The sequence below is a fragment of the Halomonas sp. C10-5 genome (assembly GCF_057169305.1).
Genome location: NZ_CP175665.1, coordinates 1,993,675 through 2,010,969, shown reverse-complemented (window position 1 = coordinate 2,010,969; position 17,295 = coordinate 1,993,675). Strand labels below are relative to the sequence as shown.

Sequence of the window (17,295 nt, the reverse complement as noted above, 5' to 3'; positions counted from 1 at the left end):
GGCCTTCATCATGCGGTCCGAGTAAAATCACGGCAACCCGTTGCTACCCGTAGACCTGGAAGCTCCCGGCATTGAGCCACAGGTGCACCAGGATGCTGGCGACATACCCCAGGGCGATCACCGGCGCCCAGCGCAAGTGGCCAGCGAAGGTGTAGTAGCCGCGGGCCTGGCCCATCAGTGCCACCCCGGCGGCGGAGCCGATGGAGAGCAGGCTGCCACCGACGCCGGCGGTCAGGGTGATCAGCAGCCAGTGGCCGTGGGACATCTCCGGCTGCATGGTCAGCACCGCGAACATCACCGGGATGTTGTCCACCACCGCCGAGATCAGGCCCAGGGCGATGTTGGCCCAGGTGGCGTCCCAGCCGGTGTAGAGCGCCTCGGATAGCAGGCCGAGATAGCCCATGAACCCCAGGCCCCCCACGCACATAACCACGCCGTAGAAGAACAGCAGGGTGTCCCACTCGGCGCGCGCAACACGGTTGAAGACATCGAAGGGCACCACGCTACCCAGCTGGGCCAGGCGCTTGTCGTCGCCCAGGCGCGTGTAGCGGGCGCGCTTGCGTTCCAGTGAGCGGGGCAGGGTACGGCGCAGGAAGAAGCCGAAGAACTGCAGGTAGCCCAGGCCCGTCATCATGCCCAGTACCGGAGGCAGGTGCAGCAGGCTGTGGCAGGCCACGGCAGTAGCCACGGTGAGCAGGAAGAGCAGCACGATGCGGCGTGCGCCACGCTTGAGTTCTACCTCCTCCTGCACACCCTCCGGGGTACGATTGCCGATGAACAGGCTCATGGCGATGGCGGGTACCAGGAAGTTGACCAGCGATGGGCCAAGCAGGGCGAAGAACTCGTAGAACTTGACCATGCCGGCCTGCCACACCATCAGGGTGGTGATATCGCCGAAGGGGCTGAAGGCGCCGCCGGCGTTGGCCGCTACCACGATATTGATGCACGCCATGTTGATGAAGCGTTTGTCGCCCTCGGCCACCTTGATCACCACTGCGCACATCAGCATGGCGGTGGTCAGGTTATCGGCGATGGGGGAGATCACGAAGGCCAGGCCGCCGGTGATCCAGAACAGCTGGCGATAGCTGAAGCCCTTGCGCACCATCCAGGCGCGCAGGGCATCGAACACCCGGCGCTCCTCCATGGCGTTGATATAGGTCATCGCCACCAGCAGGAACAGCATCAGCTCGGTGAACTCGAGCAGCGTCTCGCGGAAGGCATGTTCGGCCTCGGTGGGCATGCCGGCCTGCACATAGACCCAGCCGATCAGGCCCCAGATCAGGCCGGCAGCGATCAGCACCGGCTTGGACTTGCGCATATGCAGTTTCTCCTCGCCCATGACGAGTGCATAGGCGAGGATGAACAGCGCCACCGCCACGAACCCGGCAAGCGACCCGGTCAGGTCCAGGGGGCCGGTGGCGGCATGGGCGGGAGCGCTGGCAAGCAGCAGAACGGGAACGACGGACAGCAGTTGACCCGGCCGGCGGAGGTTCCGCGGCCAGGCTGAAGGGTGACAGCCGGTAGGCATGGCAGTGTGTCCTGGGAAGGAAGGGAAGGGTGGGAAAGCTCCTTCCTTATAGCACGTGATGCTGCGCTGCGGTATCGGCGCGCACTTTCCAGGCCATGCCAATTCGGCATGAGCGCGATCGGGCCTGCCGGATGCCCCCGGCTGAGCAGTGGAGTTTGCTCCAAGCGTGTATCACACTGGCACGAACGGTCGTTGCAAAGGGAACCGATCATGCGCTTAAGGATACTTTCCGACCTGCATCTCGAATGTTTCGACAAGAAGCGAGAGTTGCCGGACAAGGCGTGCGATGTGGTGATCCTCGCCGGCGATATCTCGCGCAAGACCCGTGGTCTCGAGTGGGCGGCGAAGCGTTTCGCCGGCACACCGATACTCTATGTCCCCGGCAACCACGAGTTCTATCGGAGCAGCATGCCGCAACTGCGCAGGGAGCTGGAGGTCGAGGCAGACCGTCTCGGTATCCATCTGCTCGACAACCGCACCCTGACCCTGGGTGGCGTGCGCTTTCATGGCACCACGCTATGGACCGATTTCGATCTCTATGCGGGGAAGCCGGATCACGATCCGGCACTCACCGAGGAGAGGGTGCTGGCCTTCATGCCGGATTTCCACATCATCGAGCAGCCCGACGGGGTGGTGTTCTCCCCGGCGGAGAGCCGACGCCTGCATGCCGAGGCGCTGTCCTGGCTGGAAGGGGAACTGGCACAGGCGTTCGATGGTCCGCGGGTAGTGATTAGTCACCATGCGCCCCTGGCCGAGTGCATTCCGCCCCGTTACCGCGGTGATGCGGCTTCTCCGGCCTTCGCCTCGCATCTGCCGCAGCTGATGGGCCGGATGGATCTGTGGATCCATGGCCATGTGCACGAGCCGGTGGACTTCGAATCAGGTGGTACGCGTATCATCGCCAACCCTGGCGGTTATCCTGATGAGTTCGACTTGCCCCTGTTCTCGCCCGACCTGACCGTCGAAGTGAACGTGCCATGATGTTGATGATTGGTCTCTACCTGCTGGCGAGCCTGGTGGCCCTGGGCCTGTATGGCATCGACAAGGCCGCGGCGCGCCGAGATCGGCGACGCATCCGCGAGTCGACCCTGCATCTTGTCGCCCTGGTGGGAGGCTGGCCCGGCGCTCTGTTGGCGCGGCGCTGGTTTCGCCACAAGACGCGCAAGCAGCCGTTCGGGACGATCCTCTGGGGGTGCGTCGCCTTGAATCTCGGCGCCGTGACCTGGCTGGCCATGGCGGATTCCGCGGCAGGACTGCGGCGACTGGTCGCCCTGGGGTAGCCCTTTGCCGAGTCGACAAGGATTCATCCTGACGAGCCACTGGCAGGATGCCGCCGAGGGCATCCGGGTGTGGCTGTGGCTGGCCACCGATGAGGGGCCACTGTGCGTCACCCTACCGGTGCAGCACGCGGTGGCCTTCCTGCCGGCTGAGCAGCGTGCCGAGGCCGAAGCGGTGGTCGCTAGCGAAGCGGGTCTCGAGCTGCGTGGCCTCGAGCTGAAAGACTTTCGGCACCGACCGGTCCTTGGGCTATATGCGCGGCACTATCGTCAGCTGCAGGCGGCGGAGCGTCGCCTGCAGGAGGTTGGCGTCACGCTCTACGAGGCCGACATCCGTCCTCCGGAGCGCTATCTGATGGAGCGGTTCATCACCGCGCCCGTTGAGGTGCAGGGGTCTCTGGACGGGGAGGGTGGCCTTGTCGAGGCGCGCCTGCGCCCGGCCCCCGACTACCGCCCGCGCCTGCGCACGGTCTCGCTGGATATCGAGACTAGCGCCCGGGGCGAGCTCTACTCCATTGCCCTTGAAGGCTGCGGGCAGCGCCAGGTCTACATGCTGGGGCCGGCCAACGGCGAGTCAGGCGAGGGGGATTTTTGTCTGGACTACTGCGCCACCCGAGGCGAGCTTCTCGAACGGCTGAACGCCTGGTTCGCCGAGTTCGATCCCGATGCCATCATCGGCTGGAACCTGGTGCAGTTCGACCTGCGTCTGCTGAACGAGCATGCCCGTCAGTTGGGAGTGCCGCTGAGGCTCGGGCGCGGCGGGGCACAACTCGAGCTGCGCGCCCATGGCCACCAGCCCAGCCATCTCTTTGCCGCTGCCGAGGGGCGGCTGATCATCGATGGCATCGAGGCGCTGCGCTCGGCCACCTGGAGCTTCCCCTCCTTCAGCCTGGAGAACGTGGCCCAGACACTGCTCGGCGAGGGCAAGGCGATCGAAGATCCCTACCGGCGCCTCGACGATATCCTGCGCATGTTCGCCGAGGACAAGCCGGCGCTTGCCCGCTACAACCTCAAGGATTGTGAGCTTGTCACTCGCATCTTCGCCAGGACCGAGCTGCTGACCTTCCTGCTGGAGCGGGCCACGGTGACCGGCCTGCCCGCCGACCGCAGCGGCGGCTCGGTGGCGGCCTTTACCCACCTCTACCTGCCACGGCTGCACCGGCTGGGATGGGTGGCACCCAACCTCGGTGAGGGAGAGGCGGCCGAGAGCCCCGGTGGCTTTGTGATGGACTCCCGTCCGGGGCTTTACGATTCGGTGCTGGTGCTGGATTTCAAGAGTCTCTATCCCTCCATCATCCGCAGCTTCCTGATCGACCCGGCGGGGCTGGTGGCGGGGTTGGCCGAGCCCTCTGACGCAGCCTCGGTGCCGGGTTTTCGTGAGGCCCGCTTCTCGCGCACCCGCCATGCACTGCCGGCCATCGTCGAGCGGGTCTGGGCGGGTCGCGAGGTGGCCAAGGCGGAGGGCAACGCGCCGCTCTCACAGGCGCTGAAGATCATCATGAACAGCTTCTACGGCGTACTGGGTTCCCGGGGCTGTCGCTTCTTCGATGCACGTCTCGCCTCGTCGATCACCTTGCGCGGGCACGAGATCATGCGACGGACGCGTGAACTGATCGAGGATAAGGGATATACCGTTATCTATGGCGACACCGACTCTACCTTCGTCTGGCTCGGGCGGGCCCGCGAGGAGGCCGACGCCGCAGCAATCGGAAAGGCACTCGTGGACCACGTCAATGCCTGGTGGCGCGACCATCTGGAGGTCGAATATGGCCTGGCCAGTGCCCTGGAGCTGCAGTTCGAGACCCACTATCGACGCTTCCTGATGCCTACCATCCGCGGTACCGAAGCGGGCAGCAAGAAGCGCTATGCCGGACTGGTGTGCGATCCAGCAGGGGAGGAGCGGATCGTCTTCAAGGGCATGGAGACGGTACGCAGCGACTGGACGCCACTGGCGCAACAGTTTCAGCGCGAGCTATACCGGCGCATCTTCCAGGATGAACCGTACCGGGACTACGTGCGTGGCTACGTGGCTGCCTTTATCGAAGGCGCCAGAGGGGCGTCGCTGGATGAGCGGCTGGTCTACCGCAAGCGTCTGCGGCGTCGCCTGGAGGAGTACCGACGCAACGTGCCGCCCCATGTTCGGGCGGCCCGCCTGGCCGATGCCGAGAATGATCGGCTGGGCCGGCCGCGCCGCTATCAGCGTGGTGGCTGGATTCGCTACGTGATCACCGTGGCCGGTCCGCAGCCTCTGGAGGCGTGGCATTCGCCCATCGATATCGACCACTACATGAGCCGCCAGCTGCAACCTGTGGCGGATGCCATCCTGCCCTTCGTGGGCGACGCCTTCGCCGCTCTGGTCGATCGCCAGCTGGGGCTGTTCGGCTAGCCCGCTCAGCCGCGCTCGGCGGCGAAGGTGTCGTAGGCTTCCAGCGCCTGGGCGCCGGTGGTGAAGGCCGGGCCGCCACCCATGTAGATACCCACGCCGATGGTCTCCATGATCTCGTCGCGGCTGGCACCGAGATCCGCGGCCGCCTTGGCGTGGAAGGCGATGCAGCCCTCGCAGCGGGTGCTGATGCCGATGGCCAGGGCCATTAGCTCTTTGTGCTTATGGGACAGGGCGCCATCGACGTTGGCCCCCTTGGCCATCTGCGTAAAGCCCTTGGCGACCTCGGGAACGCCCTTGCGTACCGCCTGCATGAGGGCAGAGAGGTCCTGGGTAGTCTTCTTCCAATCCTTGTGCATCGCGCAAACCTCAACGTGGTTATCAGGGTATTCGGTAGCGCGATATGCTAGGGCTCGGACCGATCCGCCACCGTGATCTGGGTCAACTCCCTCACCGTCCAGTGTCGGGCGGAATGTCGCACTCATGAGCCACCGGTGAACGCTTGCCGAACTGCAGCTCGGCCAGATGGCGATAGAGTGGGCTTGTCTCCATCAGCTCGGCGTGGCGACCGGCGGCGACCAGGCGTCCCTCGTCCATCACCAGCAACCGGTCGGCGGCGACTACCGTGGCCAGGCGGTGGGCGATCACCAGACTGGTGCGCCCCACCATCAACCGGTCCAGCGCCTGCTGCACCAGGCGTTCGCTCTCGGCATCCAGGGCGCTGGTCGCCTCATCCAGCAGCAGCACCCGGGGGTCCTTGAGCAGCGCCCGGGCAATTGCCAGGCGCTGACGCTGGCCACCGGAGAGCTGCACGCCGCCGGGGCCCAGCGGGGTATCGAATCCCTCCGGCAGTGCGTCGATAAAGGCCAGGGCGTTGGCGTCCCGGGCCGCTGAGCGCAGCGTCTCGAGGTCCGCGTCGGGGTCTCCATAGCGCAAATTGTCGGCCACGCTGCCGGTGAAGAGCACGGGCTCCTGGGCCACCAGGCCCAGCGCCGAGCGCAGCTCGCCCGGGTCCAGGTCGCGCAGGTCGATGCCGTCCAGTCGCAGGGTGCCGGTGTCGGGATCGTGAAAACGCAGCAGTAGCGTGAGCAGGGTGCTCTTGCCCGCGCCGGAGGGGCCCACCAGCGCCACCCGCTCGCCCGGCTGGATGGTCAGATCGAAGGCTGCCAGTGCCGGGGTATCGCGCCCCGGATAGGTAAAGCCCACCCCCTCCAGGCGGATCTCGCCGGCGAGCGGTCGGGGCAGCGGCACGGGGCTGGCCGGTGGCGCGATGGCGGGGCGGGTATCCAGCAACTCCAGCAGGCGTTCCGCGGCCCCCGCCGCCCGCTGGACATCCCCGGCCACCTCGGCCAGGGTCGCCACGGCACCGGCCGCCAGCACCGCATAGAAGACGAAGGCCGAGAGTTCGCCGGCGCTCATGGTGCCGGCCAGCACCGCCTGGCCACCCTGCCACAGCATGATGCCCACCGCCGCAAACACCGCCAGCATGGCAAGCCCCGTCAGCATGGCGCGCTGGCGGGTGCGCGTCACGGCGCTGGCGAAGGCCTCCTCGACGCGCCCGGCATAGTCGCGTCGATCGAGCGTCTCGTGGGTGAAGGCCTGGACGGTGCGGATACCAGACAGGGCCTCGCCGGCATAGCGGCCGAGTTCCGCCACCCGATCCTGGCTGATACGGGAGAGCCGCCGCACCCGTCGCCCGAACCACAGGATCGGCAGCACGGTGGCGGGGATACCCAGCAGCACGATGGCCGAGAGCCAGGGCTGGGTCACCAGCATCAGCCCCACGGCGCCGATCAGCATCAGCAGGTTGCGCAGGGCCAACGAGACCGAGGAGCCGAACAGGCTCTGCAGTACGCTGGTATCGGCGGTAAGCCGCGAGGTGATCTCCCCGGCGGCCTGGCCCGGCGCCTGGGCACTCTCGAAGAAGCCCGGCTCCAGGGTCAACAGGTGGTCGAAGACCCGGCGGCGCAGGTCCGCGGCCAGCCGCTCGCCGATCCAGGTCACCAGGTAGTAGCGCAGCGCCGAGGCCATCGCCAGTACCGCCACCACAGCGAGCATCACCCCCAGGGTGCGCCCCAGGGCGGCGCTGTCGGCGGCCATGAAGCCACGGTCGATCACCAGGCGCAGCCCCTGGCCAAGCAGCAGCACGCTGCCGGAGGCCAGCAGCAGGGCCAGGGCGGCCAGGGTCAGGCGCCATCGGTAGGGGGCCAGCAGGCTCAGCAGGCGCAGCAGCACGCGCGGGTCGGGGCGTGAACGCATCGCGGGTCTCGACAGACAGGGAAGGAGGGCAGCATGCGCCGACCATAGCAGTCGGGCAAGGTGCCCGCATGGCAACTCGGGGTGGCCACAGGAAGGCGCGACGGCATGTCGCTTGAAGGGGAGGCGGGCAGGCGCCATATTCGAGAGGGACGATTTTCTATCTGGAGACCCCATCATGTCCGATGCCCTGACCCTGGGATGCCCCCACTGCCATGCCGTCAACCGCGTCAGCCGGGCGCGCCTGAACGACGGTCCCACCTGCGGCAAGTGCAAGCAGCCACTCTTTACCGGCGAGCCGGTGGCGCTGACCTCGGCCAACTTCCGGGCCCTGGTGGAGCGCAGCGAACTGCCGGTGGTGGTCGACTTCTGGGCCGGCTGGTGCGGTCCCTGCAAGATGATGGCACCGATCTTCGCCGAGGCGGCCCGCGAGCTGGAGCCGCGCATGCGCTTCGCCAAGCTCGACACCGAGGCGGAACAGGCATTGGCCGGGCGCTTCGGCATTCGCAGCATTCCCACCCTGATCGTGTTCAAGGGCGGGCGCGAGGTGGCACGCCAGGCCGGCGCCATGCAGGGGTCACAGCTGCGTCAGTGGTTACAGCCCCACCTCGTGTGAGTCCTGCTGCCAGGGAGGTGCACGGCTATCCCTGGCGCTTGAGCTGCTCCTTCAACTGCTTGGGCACCTGCTTGATGATCAGCCGGTCGCTGTGCTCGTCATACTCCACGCTGGAGCCCAGCAGGTGGGAGTCGAAGCTGATCGAGACCCCGCCCGCGCGGCCGGTGAAGCGCTTGAACTGGTTGAGGGTCTTCCTGTCCGGCGGGATCTCCGGCGACAGCCCGTAGTCGGCGTTACGAATGTGGTCGTAGAAGGCCTTGGGCTGCTGCTCGTCGAGCAGGCCCGAGAGCTCCTCCAGGGTCACCGGCTCTCCGCGACTGGCCTGCTCGCTGGCATAGTCGACCAGCGTCTCGGTCTTCTCGCGGCTGGCCTCTTCGGCCAGATCCTCCTTCTCCACATAGTCGCTGAAGGCCTTGAGCAGGGTGCGGGTCTCTCCCGGGGCATCGACGCCTTCAACCCCGCCGAGCAGCGCCGCGAACCCCTCGGCCAGCGCCTTGCCGCCGCGCTCGCGGGTCCAGGAGAGGTACTGCCGGGAATCGCCGCTCTGCCACTGGCTGATATCCAACCGAGCGGCCAGGCTCATCTGCGTCAGGTTGAGCTGGCGTGCCGGCACCGGCTGCAGGGCATCGTCGATGGCGAACCCCTCGCGATGGTGCAGCAGGGCCAGGGTCAGGAAGCGCGCATCGCCGAAGCGGGTATCCAGCACCATCAGATCGCCGGACACCGAAAGGTGCGCGTCCAGCAGCCTGGCCAGACGCTCGGCGATGCCGCGCGTCAGGGTAACGAAGTCGCGCTTATCCGCGAGGTAGTCGGTGATCTCCGTGGCCAGCACAGAGGCGGGCGCGTCGGCTTCCTCACCCTCCGCGTTGCCGGCCCCCGTTGGCGTATCGCTGAAGTGGCCCCAGGCCTTGCTCTTGGCGTGGTAGGCCCGCGTCAGGCCCTCGAGCATGGCCTCCAGGGTATCCGAGGAGGACAGAGGCTCGCTTGCTGCCAGCAGGCGGGCCGGGGCGTCGCCGGCTTTCTCGATGCGATGAACGATGGCGTTGAGAATCGGCATGTGGGCTCCCGCGGTGGTGGACGAGGAGCCGGATGATACCTGTCGCGGTGCCTTGCCGATAGGCGATGTCGCATCAGCGCCCCTCGAGATAGGCAGTCATCGAACCGGCCATCAGCAGGGCGATCAGGTCGGCCTGGCGATGGGTGTCGGTCTTCTGAAAGAGGTTGCGCAGGTGAAATGCCACGGTGGTGGGGGAGACGCTCATCTGCTCGGCGATCTCCTCGGTGCGCAGCCCCTCCAGCAAGGCCAGCGCAATACGGGTCTCGGTGGGGGTCAGCCCGAACAGGCTGGCCAGCACCCCGTGCGGCAGTGGTGGCCGCTGGTCCGGTGCTGACAGCAGCGCCACCACGCTGGCCTCGGTCCCGGCGGCATCCGTCGCTTGTCCCAGGGCGCAGACCAGTACCAGCAGGCCGTGATCCCCCGGTCGATGGGGGAGGCGCAGGGAGAAGACCGGCTCTTCTCCCTGCCGGCTGGCCTGGGTCGCCGCCGTGATGCACTCGCGCAGGCGACGGGCCATGGACCCGCTTGCCGAGAGCGTCGCGTTCAATGCCAGCACGTCACTCTCGCTTGCCAGCTGTTGTGCGCGCTGATTGGCGAAGGTGATGCGGCCTTCGCCGTCCAGCAGCACCATGCCGGGAGCGACCAGATCCAGGGCGCGGGTGGCTGCCTGGAAGGCCTGCTGTGAGGCTTCATGGTGGAGTGCCGCCATGGCCTCGCGCAGCTCCTGCAACTCATGGTTGGACTTGTCGCGCATGCGCCGCACCTGGCGCAGGCGGGCGGCAACGGTGGCCAGCAGCAGGTCGTAGTCGATGGGCTTGACCAGATAGTCATCGGCGCCGAGTCGCTTGCCGTCGACCACGTCTCGAGGGTCGGAGAGTGCGGTCAGGAACACGAAGGGCGTATCTGCCAGGTGAGGTCGGCGTTCTCGCACGGCATCGAGCACCGCGTAGCCGTTGAGGCCCGGCATGTTGATGTCGCAAAGGATCAGGTCCGGGGTACAGGCATCCAGCTGCTGCAGGGTGGCGTCACCATCGGCCGCCTCGAGCACGGCATAGCCGGACTCCCTCAGCTCATCACAGATATCCGCACGCAGGTCCTCCTGGTCCTCGGCACACAGGATCAGCGGCGGACGGGTTTTGGGCTCAGGGCTGCTCATCGCTGGCCTCGCTGGTATCCGCGGCGGGCAGCCACAGGGTCACGCGGGTGCCCTCACCCGGCGTGGAGTGCAGTGTCAGGTCGCCGTGCTGGATGCGTGCCAGGTGACGGGCGATGTTCAGCCCCAGGCCGGTGCCGTCTGTGCCCGTGGCGTTGCTGCCGCGGTAGAAGCGTTCGAACAGCTGCGGCTGCTCATCGGCAGGAATCCCGGGACCGAAGTCGGTGACCTGGCAGATTACCCGGCCGCCTTCGCGCGCGGTGGTGATGCGCACCGGCCGATCCCCGGGCGAATATTTCAGGGCATTGTTGACGAGGTTGGCCAGTACCTGCTCGGTCAGGGCGCGGTCGCACCAGGCCCAGGGCTCCGGTGTGCCATGCTGCGTTTCCAGGCGCTGTGTGCCGGTGGCCTCCGACTGCAGGCGGCAGAGGTGGTCGACGATACCGCTCAGGGAGTGGCGGCCCATGCTGGGTTCGACCTGCTTGCCGTCGAGTCGCGCCGCAGTCAGCGAGGACTCCACCAGGCGAGTCATCTGGGCCACCGCCTCGCGCAGCCGCGTATAGCGCTCGCTGCGCTGCTCCGGGGTGAACTGGTGATGACGGCGCAGCAGCCGTTGCAGGCCGGAGTCGATCACCGCCAACGGGGTCCTGAACTGATGCGAGACCATGGCCGCGAAACTACGGTAGAACTCGCTGACGCCGCGTTCGCGGTCGAGTGCCTGGGCAAGGGCCTCGGCGGCCTGTCGGTAGCGGTAGATATGCCGTTCCACCTCCTCCTCCAGGCGGTCACGATGGGCCATCAGCCCGCGCTGGGCCGCGCGTCGTTGGCGCAGGGCGGAGACCAGCAGCATGACCAGTATCGCGCCGCTGAGACCGATGCCGACGATGGCGGCGATGACCTTCTCGAGGCTGTTGCGATAGGTATCCAGGCGTGACCCGGTGCTCTCCCACTCGGCCATCATCACCCGGTTGGCAATGCGGTTGAGGCTGGCCATCAGCGCATCCAGGTGAGGTGTGAGTCGCTCGGGCGCGAACCGCGCCTCGCCAGGTGTTGTCGTGATGGTCTCGCGCAAGGCCTGCATCCGGGCCAGCGCCTCGTCGAGACGCGGCTCCAGCCCCTCGGCCGCCAGATAGCGCCGCTGCGGGCCATCATCCATCAGGGTCAGGCGGCTGGAGAGGATGTCCAGGCGCAGTTCGGGGTCTTCGGCGCTGTTGCCCAGTGCCCGTCGGTTGACCGCCTGGTCCAGGCGGTGACTGGCCACCTGCGCCTGGGTGACGACCCATAGCATGTTCTCGTCGACGTTGACGCGCATGGCCTGTTCGACCTGGAAGAGGCGTACCAAGGCAAAGGCCAGGAAAGCGGTCAGGGCCACGATCACCAGGCTGGGAACGGCGTAGGGCGGTATGGCACGCAGCCTGGTCATCACTCGACCTCGAGGCGGTGCAGCTGCCAGACCCAGCGATAGTCGTAGCGGATGTCCTGCAACTCGTCGTGATCGTCTCGGGGATAGACAATCCAGAGTGGCCCCTTGTCGCGCCGGGTCAGGCGCTCGCCGTTCATGGTGTCGGCGAGCAGGACGTCATAGCGCTCGAAGTCCGCGACGGGGATCTCGGCCAGGTAGTCGTTGAGGGCCAGGGCCGTCACCGTCTCACCCTCGGCATGCAGGGCATCCAGCAGGTCTCGGGCCAGAAAGCCTTCGAAGGTCTGGGGACCATCGGTAACGCTGGTATGCGTCGTCAGTCGTTCACGGGGTAGGGCCGCCAGCATGTCGGCATCCAGATGTGCCTCGTCATCCACGTTGGTCAGGCCGATCTCGCCGCTGACCGTCAGGACGACCTCCCCCGAGGGTGGTGGCAGAGGGGCAGCGGCGAGGGATGGTGCGGTCAGCAGCACTCCCCAGAGCAGCAGGGCTATCCGCGTTGCCTTCACATCGTTCCTCCTTTCCCCGGGCCTGCCCTCAGCCTAGTCGAAGCGCCGGCCATGTCCCCCTGCAAACGAAGGGGGGCGAGTCGGCAGAAAGTGGCTAACCTGCGTTTAACCTGCCAACTCTCGGCGGACTCGCCATGCATGGGCGCCACAGCAACAAGGAGAACCATCATGAAAGCAGGCATCACTTGGATGACGACAGGAGTCCTGGTCGCTGCACTGGGTGCCTCCTCCACTGCCCTGGGGCAGTCGGATGAGGTCGTGGAGCAGATCGAACTGGGCCTGGAGCTCTATCAGGAACAGGAGTATGGCGCGGCGATCACCGAGCTGGAGTTCGCCATCAGCGATATTCGCAAGTTGATGTCGGGGCGCATCGGCGAGACCTTCCCGGAGCCTCCCGAGGGGTGGAGTGCCGCCGAGGTAGCCTCCAGCGGCGGCGGTGGTGCCGCGGCGATGTTCGGTGGTGGTGGCAGCATGCTGGAGCGTGAATACCAGCAAGAGGGCGGAGAAGGACGGCTTACCGCCAAGCTGATGATCGACAACCCCATGATCCAGGCGATGTCGGCGATGTTCAACAACCCGGCGCTGATCGCCGCCCAGCCCAATATGGAGCGTATCCGCATCGGCCGTGACTCGGCGCTGGTCAAGTGGGAGCCGGAGCGTGGCAGCGCCGAGGTCTCTTTCCTGATGGATGGCCGTATCCTCGTTCAGGTCGATGGCCAGCGACTGGAATCCAGTGATCCCGCAGTAGCGCTGCTCAAAGCGTGGGATCTCGACGCCCTGCGTGAGCAGGCCGCCCGATAGCCTTGATCTCACCTTGGTGGGCAGCTTCTGTCACCAAGGTGAGATCAACGTGAGATCAACTACGACAAGCCCCGGCCACCCTGCCGGGGCTTGTCGTAGTTGCTGGAACTGTAGTGCGGGCCGTGTCGGCGGCTACTTCACCTGGAACTGCTGGCGGCCCAGGATCTCACCGCTGTCGCTGGCTCTGTAGCGCAGCTCGTACTCTCCCGCCGTGGGCGGCGCAAACAGCTGCAGCGGACTACCCTGGCTGGCGCGTGCCTCGCGGATGGCCTCGGCATCGTCGGGGGCATCGGCCGCCACGATCTGGATGAAGTCCTCGTAGCGCCCAGGGCCCTGCCAGGCCACATTGACCACGCCGCCCGCCTCGGCGCTGCCCTCGACATTCAGGCTGACCTCACCGGCGCCGACGCTGACTGGCTCGTTTGCCAGCACGCGCCGGGACTGCTGGATCACATAGCGTACCTCATAGTCGCCCGGGGCCTCCGGTGCTGCCAGCGTCAACGGTGATCCTCGGCTCGTACGCTGGTAGCTTTCGTAGGCGTCTTCCGGTGCTCCCACAGGGACGATGGTGATGTAGTCCCGGGGGTTGTCGGGGCCTTGCCACTCCACCTCGAATTCGCCGCCGGGCACGATGGGCTCGCTTACCATCAGCGAGGCCGTGACCGGTGTTAGGGTTACCGGTTGGCTGGCCAACACACGTCTGGACTGCTGGACCACATAGCGCACCTCGTAATTGCCCAGGGCGTCCGGGGCGGTAAGGGAGAGCGGCGAGCCGCGGCTGGTGCGCTGATAGCTCTCGTAGACGTCCTCCGGTGCCCCGGCGGGCACGATAGTGATGTAATCACGCGGATTGTCGGGGCCTTCCCACTCGATGGTGAACTCGCTGCCGGCAGGGATCTCCTCAGGCGCCTTCACATGGGCACTGACCGGGGTCAGGGTTACCGGTTGGCTGGCCAGCACCCGTTTGGACTGCTGGACCACATAGCGTACTTCGTAGGAGCCCAGGGCATCCGGGGCGGTGAGCGAAAGCGGCGAGCCGCGGCTGGTGCGCTGGTAGCTCTCGTAGGCATCCTCCGGCGCATCGGCGGGGACGATAGTGATGTAGTCCCGGGGATTGTCGGGGCCCTCCCAGTCCACCTCGAATTCGCTGCCAGCAGGGATATCCTCCGGCGCCTGCACCGCGGCGCTGATCGGGGTCAGGGTCACCGTCTGGCTGGCCAGCACCCGCTTGGTGGCATTATGGATATAGCGCACCTCGTGCTCGCCCAGGGCATCCGGGGCGGTGAGTGAAAGCGGCGAGCCACGGCCGGTGCGCTGGTAGCTCTCGTAGGCGTCTTCCGGGGCCCCGGCGGGGACGATGGTGATGTAGTCGCGCTTATCGTCGGGTCCCTCCCAGCTCACCTCGAACTCGCTACCGGCGGGAATCTCCGCGGGTGTGTTCAGGGTGGCCTCCTCAGGCTGAGGTTCCGGTTCGGGTTCTGGCTCGTGTTCCGGTTCGGGCTCGGCGGCCACCTCCTCCACGCGAGAGAGCGCGCCGGCCAGCTCGGCGCCGGAGTGGGTCTGGAAGAGCTCTCCTCCGGTCTGCTCGGTCACGCAGGAGAGCTGCTGGATCTCGTCGTCGCTGAGCCCGAAGCCGACCACGTGGGCGCGAATGGCCAACCCCTGTTCCGCCAGCCGTGCCGCCACGGCACAGGGATCGCCCTCGCAGGTCTCCAGACCATCGGTCACCAGGATGATATCGGCCGCCTCGGCGGTACGCGGTATCTGCTCGGAGGCGAGTCGCAGGCTTTCGGCGATGGGTGTCATGCCCTGGGGATTCAGTGCACGTACCTGCTCGGCCAGGGAATCGGCATCCTGAAGGGCCATGGCGGCGATCACTTCGATATCCCCACAGTCGCCGCGGCGATTGTGGCCATAGGCCAGCACACTCAGCGGCAGCTGCGGGTCGCGGTCATGCAGATACTCGTCGATCACATCGCGGGCGACCTCGATGCGTGTGATGTCACCGTCCATGCGGTTCCACATGGAGCCCGAGGCATCCAGCACCAGCACGCCCACACGCTCGGCCATGGCAGGCGCCGAAACGAGCAGCAGTGCGGCGGGCAGCAGTGTGGTGGGCAACAGGGAGCGCGGCTGATTGAGGCGGGCCATCCAGTACCTCCGAATGTCTATGCGTCGGGAAACAGGGTGCAACGATCAGCATAGGCAACTGAGGGGCCGGCGGGCCCCCTTCATCCGAACGGGGCCTGCATCGCCAGGCTGTCTTAAGCTTTCGGCAATGTGCTGGCTTGTGTGCAACGGCCGGACCTGGCCGAGAGAAGGAGAACCCGATGCGTGGATTCAGGTGCTGGATAGGGGTCGGGAGGGGTCGGGATAGCGGCGACAGGGCTGAGCGTCGGCTCGCTTGCCGCAGGCGAGATGAATGGCATGTCTTCCGATCCGAGGCTTGGCGAGGCCACGTCCACCGAGGCGATTGCTAGAGCCTTCCTGCCTGAAGCCCAATGGCAGCACCAGGATGCCGAGGCGCTGCAGGCCGAGGTCCGGCAGCTGCTAGATGACGATAGTGGGTCGAGCATCTTCCATCCGGATGCCGAAACCGGTCCGCTCACCAAGGCGTTGCTGGTGTTGATGATAGAAGAGGCGGACTTGCCCCATTCACGGGTGCGGTTGCGTTACGCCAGGGCGAGCGTTGCCCCGCAAGGACAGGCACCGATTCCGGTGGAGTTGGTGGAGGTCGCCCGTTTCAATCTCGGGCCGGCACGCCGTGAGGGCCTGATAGCCCAGCACGGGGAGTCGCGTGTGGCAACCGCCGAGGACTTCGGTGACGGGAAGCATATCGCCTGGCGATTCATCACTCGTCCGATCATGGGTCAGGTGGCCGATATCACCCATGCGGCGCGCCGCGACATTCCCCTCGAAGGTGCTTTCTGCGTGAACACTCCCACGCATCATGCGACGCATTGATGCGGGGCTTCAGGCTTTCGCCGCCAGAGCGTTGAGAGCGTGACCGGTGTTCTCGGTTTGCCAGGGGAGCTTCTGCCCGCTGACAACTGCCCGTCCTTGCGGCGGGTCAGCTTGTGTTTCCAGGCCCAATAGCGGGCACCGATGTTGTAGCTGGCGTTGAGATCAGCGTTGTACTGCTTGCCGTTCGGAAAGGTAGCCAGTTCGTGCTGCGTCTTGTCCCGCTTGACGCGACCCGAGCCGTCGAAAGCCCAGAAAGACGTGCCCCGGGCATAGACGTAGACGACCCGGCCACCGGCCTCGGTCATTTTCTGCTCGATCAGCGTGGCCAGCCGGCGATGCAGCCACTGATGGAAGCGCTGGCGCAGCCCCGACCGCTTCCTGCCCGCCCTGGGTCGCCAGCCTTTCAAGTCCTCCAGCACGATCACATCGGCTCCCTGTGCCAGCGCGAAGTCGACCAGTCGACGGGAGGTCTGCTGGGCGATGTCCTCGTTGATGTGCTGGGCCTTGCGATACCATGTCCGCCCGAACCCTTTCGAGAGCCTGGCGGTCTTGCGCGCCTTGCGGCGAATCAGCGTGGCGCGCTTGTCACGACGGTCTATGTCCGCGGCGGGGTGGAAAAACTTCCTCGCCGCGACAGTGCCGTCCGGTGTCACGATGCTGGCCGTGGCCAGCGTATTGATCCCCACGTCCACGGCGCATACGCGCTGCTGGTCAGGGAGGGATTGAGGCGCCAACGCCACCGGCACCGCCAGATGGCAGCGTCGATTGAGCACCAAGGTGGGTGACTTCACCGTGCCGAGAAGATGGCGCTGACGCACCGCCTTGATCGCAACGTTATGCCACAGCCACTCCTTGCCATCCCACAGCTTCAGGCTGGCGGTGGTGAAGTCGGCATCGAACTTGACCAACTGCCCGCGATACATCGCCGGATAGCAGCCGGCCACGGGGTTGAAACGCGGTGGCTGGGCATTTTTCCGCTGGCGATCTCCCGACTGCCAGGCCCGATAGCGGGTCAGGTAGCTCGATACCTGGCCCTTAACGAACTCGATGGCGGCTCGGCGCAGGTAAGACGGAAACTTATAGAAACGCTTGGCGAAGTAGTGGTGGCGAGGCGAGGGATTTTTACTGGTGGGGTGCATCAGCCGCTCCACGGCAGCGGCAAAGCTGGGGGCCTGCTGCAGCGACGGCCAGTTGGCCAGGACCACCACCGACAACGCACGGCAGAACTGACGGTACTCCGCCAGCGTCAAACGCATCAGGTATCGCTGCTGCGTCGTGGCTTGTAGTGGCCACTTGTCCGTGCGTATCATCGCCTTTGTCATGACTCATAT

Annotated in this window: 15 protein-coding genes; 6 read left to right on the top strand and 9 right to left on the bottom strand. The window is 66.2% G+C overall.

Annotated features, from left to right (window positions below):
- Positions 1-43 precede the first annotated feature (43 nt).
- On the bottom strand, positions 44-1,528 hold the full coding sequence (gene nhaD / locus ACJ7IV_RS09335; RefSeq protein WP_213313141.1) for a sodium:proton antiporter NhaD: 1,485 nt from the start codon (positions 1,526-1,528) through the stop codon (positions 44-46).
- Between the two features lie 210 nt (positions 1,529-1,738).
- Here nhaD and ACJ7IV_RS09330 point away from each other — a divergent pair, with 210 nt between their 5' ends.
- From ACJ7IV_RS09330 to ACJ7IV_RS09320, 3 genes are read left to right on the top strand one after another with little or no spacing between them, the layout of a single operon-like run.
- Complete coding sequence (locus ACJ7IV_RS09330) at positions 1,739-2,509, top strand: metallophosphoesterase (protein WP_483864156.1); 771 nt, start codon at positions 1,739-1,741, stop codon at positions 2,507-2,509.
- The gene (locus ACJ7IV_RS09325) at positions 2,506-2,808 is read left to right on the top strand and encodes a DUF1294 domain-containing protein (RefSeq protein WP_483864155.1); all 303 of its coding nucleotides are present in this window, start codon (positions 2,506-2,508) and stop codon (positions 2,806-2,808) included. Before ACJ7IV_RS09330 ends, ACJ7IV_RS09325 begins: the two co-directional genes overlap by 4 nt.
- Positions 2,809-2,812: 4 nt before the next feature.
- The gene (locus tag ACJ7IV_RS09320; protein WP_483864154.1) at positions 2,813-5,191 is read left to right on the top strand and encodes a DNA polymerase II; all 2,379 of its coding nucleotides are present in this window, start codon (positions 2,813-2,815) and stop codon (positions 5,189-5,191) included.
- A gap of 5 nt (positions 5,192-5,196) precedes the next feature.
- Here ACJ7IV_RS09320 and ACJ7IV_RS09315 read toward each other — a convergent pair whose 3' ends face one another.
- Both ACJ7IV_RS09315 and ACJ7IV_RS09310 read right to left on the bottom strand, forming a co-directional pair.
- A complete protein-coding gene (locus tag ACJ7IV_RS09315; RefSeq protein ID WP_483864153.1) occupies positions 5,197-5,547 on the bottom strand; it encodes a carboxymuconolactone decarboxylase family protein in 351 nt (116 codons plus the stop codon).
- 91 nt (positions 5,548-5,638) lie between these two features.
- Entirely contained in the window at positions 5,639-7,447 is a 1,809-nt protein-coding gene (locus tag ACJ7IV_RS09310) for an ABC transporter transmembrane domain-containing protein (protein ID WP_483864152.1), read from the bottom strand.
- A 175-nt stretch (positions 7,448-7,622) separates the two neighbouring features.
- Here ACJ7IV_RS09310 and trxC point away from each other — a divergent pair, with 175 nt between their 5' ends.
- Entirely contained in the window at positions 7,623-8,060 is a 438-nt protein-coding gene (gene trxC, locus ACJ7IV_RS09305; RefSeq protein ID WP_483864151.1) for a thioredoxin TrxC, read from the top strand.
- Between the two features lie 25 nt (positions 8,061-8,085).
- On the opposite strand, the gene ACJ7IV_RS09300 is transcribed toward trxC, so the two are convergent.
- The 4 genes from ACJ7IV_RS09300 to ACJ7IV_RS09285 all read right to left on the bottom strand — a co-directional run bounded on the left by ACJ7IV_RS09300 (position 8,086) and on the right by ACJ7IV_RS09285 (position 12,199).
- On the bottom strand, positions 8,086-9,117 hold the full coding sequence (locus ACJ7IV_RS09300) for a nucleoid-associated protein (RefSeq protein WP_483864150.1): 1,032 nt from the start codon (positions 9,115-9,117) through the stop codon (positions 8,086-8,088).
- Positions 9,118-9,190: 73 nt separating this feature from the next.
- Positions 9,191-10,273 (bottom strand): response regulator, encoded by a 1,083-nt coding sequence (locus ACJ7IV_RS09295; protein WP_483864149.1) that lies wholly within the window; start codon positions 10,271-10,273, stop codon positions 9,191-9,193.
- Complete coding sequence (locus ACJ7IV_RS09290; protein WP_483864148.1) at positions 10,260-11,693, bottom strand: sensor histidine kinase; 1,434 nt, start codon at positions 11,691-11,693, stop codon at positions 10,260-10,262. Before ACJ7IV_RS09290 ends, ACJ7IV_RS09295 begins: the two co-directional genes overlap by 14 nt.
- The gene (locus tag ACJ7IV_RS09285; protein WP_483864147.1) at positions 11,693-12,199 is read right to left on the bottom strand and encodes a putative pterin-binding protein; all 507 of its coding nucleotides are present in this window, start codon (positions 12,197-12,199) and stop codon (positions 11,693-11,695) included. Before ACJ7IV_RS09285 ends, ACJ7IV_RS09290 begins: the two co-directional genes overlap by 1 nt.
- 168 nt (positions 12,200-12,367) lie before the next feature.
- Here ACJ7IV_RS09285 and ACJ7IV_RS09280 point away from each other — a divergent pair, with 168 nt between their 5' ends.
- Positions 12,368-13,000: a hypothetical protein gene (locus ACJ7IV_RS09280; RefSeq protein ID WP_483864146.1), complete on the top strand. Its 633-nt coding sequence runs from the start codon at positions 12,368-12,370 to the stop codon at positions 12,998-13,000.
- Between the two features lie 132 nt (positions 13,001-13,132).
- On the opposite strand, the gene ACJ7IV_RS09275 is transcribed toward ACJ7IV_RS09280, so the two are convergent.
- A complete protein-coding gene (locus ACJ7IV_RS09275; protein WP_483864145.1) occupies positions 13,133-15,151 on the bottom strand; it encodes a VWA domain-containing protein in 2,019 nt (672 codons plus the stop codon).
- Between the two features lie 276 nt (positions 15,152-15,427).
- On the opposite strand from ACJ7IV_RS09275, the gene ACJ7IV_RS09270 reads away from it, so the two are divergent.
- Positions 15,428-15,964, top strand: coding sequence for a hypothetical protein (locus ACJ7IV_RS09270; protein WP_483864144.1), 537 nt, complete (start codon positions 15,428-15,430; stop codon positions 15,962-15,964).
- On the opposite strand, the gene ACJ7IV_RS09265 is transcribed toward ACJ7IV_RS09270, so the two are convergent.
- Positions 15,949-17,220, bottom strand: coding sequence for an RNA-guided endonuclease TnpB family protein (locus tag ACJ7IV_RS09265; RefSeq protein WP_483864143.1), 1,272 nt, complete (start codon positions 17,218-17,220; stop codon positions 15,949-15,951). The two genes, ACJ7IV_RS09270 and ACJ7IV_RS09265, sit on opposite strands and share 16 nt — an antisense overlap.
- Positions 17,221-17,295 lie beyond the last annotated feature (75 nt).

What these genes read in the sequence shown, in the direction of transcription:
- ACJ7IV_RS09275 (WP_483864145.1), bottom strand. Translation starts at nt 15,151, where the DNA reads ATGGCCCGCCTCAATCAGCCGCGCTCCCTGTTGCCCACCACACTGCTG.
- ACJ7IV_RS09290 (WP_483864148.1), bottom strand. Translation starts at nt 11,693, where the DNA reads ATGACCAGGCTGCGTGCCATACCGCCCTACGCCGTTCCCAGCCTGGTG.
- ACJ7IV_RS09265 (WP_483864143.1), bottom strand. Translation starts at nt 17,220, where the DNA reads ATGCGTTTGACGCTGGCGGAGTACCGTCAGTTCTGCCGTGCGTTGTCG.
- nhaD (WP_213313141.1), bottom strand. Translation starts at nt 1,528, where the DNA reads ATGCCTACCGGCTGTCACCCTTCAGCCTGGCCGCGGAACCTCCGCCGG.
- ACJ7IV_RS09310 (WP_483864152.1), bottom strand. Translation starts at nt 7,447, where the DNA reads ATGCGTTCACGCCCCGACCCGCGCGTGCTGCTGCGCCTGCTGAGCCTG.
- ACJ7IV_RS09270 (WP_483864144.1), top strand. Translation starts at nt 15,428, where the DNA reads ATGTCTTCCGATCCGAGGCTTGGCGAGGCCACGTCCACCGAGGCGATT.
- trxC (WP_483864151.1), top strand. Translation starts at nt 7,623, where the DNA reads ATGTCCGATGCCCTGACCCTGGGATGCCCCCACTGCCATGCCGTCAAC.
- ACJ7IV_RS09295 (WP_483864149.1), bottom strand. Translation starts at nt 10,273, where the DNA reads ATGAGCAGCCCTGAGCCCAAAACCCGTCCGCCGCTGATCCTGTGTGCC.
- ACJ7IV_RS09300 (WP_483864150.1), bottom strand. Translation starts at nt 9,117, where the DNA reads ATGCCGATTCTCAACGCCATCGTTCATCGCATCGAGAAAGCCGGCGAC.
- ACJ7IV_RS09330 (WP_483864156.1), top strand. Translation starts at nt 1,739, where the DNA reads ATGCGCTTAAGGATACTTTCCGACCTGCATCTCGAATGTTTCGACAAG.
- ACJ7IV_RS09325 (WP_483864155.1), top strand. Translation starts at nt 2,506, where the DNA reads ATGATGTTGATGATTGGTCTCTACCTGCTGGCGAGCCTGGTGGCCCTG.
- ACJ7IV_RS09315 (WP_483864153.1), bottom strand. Translation starts at nt 5,547, where the DNA reads ATGCACAAGGATTGGAAGAAGACTACCCAGGACCTCTCTGCCCTCATG.
- ACJ7IV_RS09280 (WP_483864146.1), top strand. Translation starts at nt 12,368, where the DNA reads ATGAAAGCAGGCATCACTTGGATGACGACAGGAGTCCTGGTCGCTGCA.